Annotated in this window: 4 protein-coding genes; all 4 read right to left on the bottom strand. The window is 54.4% G+C overall.

The window, feature by feature from the left end; translation table 11 throughout:
• Positions 1 to 121 precede the first annotated feature (121 nt).
• Positions 122 to 490, bottom strand: coding sequence for a 50S ribosomal protein L14 (rplN, locus tag I5W_RS05615; RefSeq protein ID WP_006464924.1), 369 nt, complete (start codon positions 488 to 490; stop codon positions 122 to 124).
• A gap of 196 nt (positions 491 to 686) precedes the next feature.
• Positions 687 to 959: a 30S ribosomal protein S17 gene (gene rpsQ, locus I5W_RS05610; RefSeq protein ID WP_006464925.1), complete on the bottom strand. Its 273-nt coding sequence runs from the start codon at positions 957 to 959 to the stop codon at positions 687 to 689.
• Positions 956 to 1,150 carry a 50S ribosomal protein L29 gene (rpmC, locus tag I5W_RS05605; protein WP_006464926.1) on the bottom strand — a complete coding sequence of 65 codons (195 nt, stop codon included), beginning with the start codon at positions 1,148 to 1,150 and terminating at the stop codon, positions 956 to 958. The genes rpsQ and rpmC overlap by 4 nt, the downstream gene beginning before the upstream one ends.
• A 13-nt stretch (positions 1,151 to 1,163) precedes the next feature.
• The gene (rplP, locus tag I5W_RS05600; protein WP_044528504.1) at positions 1,164 to 1,583 is read right to left on the bottom strand and encodes a 50S ribosomal protein L16; all 420 of its coding nucleotides are present in this window, start codon (positions 1,581 to 1,583) and stop codon (positions 1,164 to 1,166) included.
• Positions 1,584 to 1,585: the final 2 nt, after the last annotated feature.

Below are 1,585 nucleotides of genomic sequence, written 5' to 3'. Positions count from 1 at the left end.
TGGATGCCGAGGCGTTAGGCGACGGCCAATACGCCACCCTGGTGGAAGCCCTGCAAGAACACGGCTATCACCAGCGCCGGGAGCTGCGCCGATTCCAGCTTTTGTTTGCCATGACCACTCCTTACAGAACTTCAGGCGCCAGGGAGACGATCTTCATGAAGCGCTCTGTACGCAGCTCACGAGTCACCGGCCCAAAGATACGGGTGCCGATGGGCTCCAGCTTGGCGTTCAGCAGGACGGCAGCATTACCATCGAACTTGACCAGCGAACCATCCTGACGACGCACGCCCTTGGCGGTACGAACGACGACAGCGTTATAAATTTCACCCTTCTTGACGCGACCACGCGGTGCTGCGCTCTTGACAGTAACCTTGATCACATCGCCAATGCCCGCATAGCGGCGCTTGGAACCACCCAAGACCTTGATGCACAGAACTTCGCGCGCACCAGTGTTGTCGGCCACTTCGAGCCGGCTTTCAGTTTGAATCATGATATTTTCTTTCCCAACTTAATCCGCTTCGCAGGATGCGCTGGCGGTCAGTCTTGGTCCTGTTAGCAAGCGAACTCGCTAGTTAGGGGACGAATAGAGCTACTCTTGAGCCTTTCTCTGCAAACTTTGTTTTGCAAAGAAAGAGCTCGATATTATGGCAGCATAATATCGAGCACGCAAGTACTACATTTACTACTTAGACGATTTGTGCTTCCTGTACCACACGGGTCACAGTCCACGACTTCGTCTTGGAGATCGGACGGCTTTCGGTGATTTCCACCACATCGCCGGCCTTCGCCGAGTTTTGTTCATCATGCGCGTGGTACTTCTTGGTGCGCTTGATGATCTTGCCGTACAGCGGGTGCTTCATTTGACGCTCGATTTCGACAGTGACGGTCTTATCCATCTTGTCCGACACAACTTTGCCAATCAGCGTGCGCTTGAGCGCTTGTTTCACTTGATCGTTCATTGTTGGCCATCCTTCGAGTTGATCACAGTTTTCACACGTGCGATGTCGCGACGTACCTTCTTCAGCTGTGCGGTATTGTTCAGTTGCTGGGTCGCAATTTGCATGCGCAGGCTGAACTGAGCCTTCAACAGCTCGCCCAGTTCCTTTTCCAGTCCTGCCTTGTCCTTACCGCGGAGTTCAGATGCTTTCATGTTCCGCTCCTAATTATTGACCGACTTGGCGAACAACGAAAGTCGTCGACAGCGGCAATTTGGCAGCAGCCAAACGGAACGCCTCGCGCGCCAGGGCTTCGTCCACACCGTCCATCTCATACAGTACCTTACCCGGCTGGATTTCAGCCACGTAGTACTCCGGATTACCCTTACCGTTACCCATACGCACTTCTGCGGGCTTCTGGGAAATTGGCTTGTCCGGGAAGACGCGGATCCAGATACGACCACCGCGCTTGATGTGACGGGTCATCGCACGACGAGCAGCTTCGATCTGACGGGCAGTGATACGGCCGCGGCCGGTTGCCTTCAGCCCAAAATCGCCGAACGAGACGGCGGTTCCGCGGGTGTGCGAAATGCCGGTGTTACGACCTTTTTGTTCTTTACGATATTTTCTACGTGCTGGGTGCAGCATGA

The organism is Herbaspirillum sp. B65, assembly GCF_000333555.1.
GTDB classification, from domain to species: domain Bacteria; phylum Pseudomonadota; class Gammaproteobacteria; order Burkholderiales; family Burkholderiaceae_D; genus Herbaspirillum; species Herbaspirillum rubrisubalbicans.
This window is presented reverse-complemented; position numbering and strand designations above follow the sequence as displayed.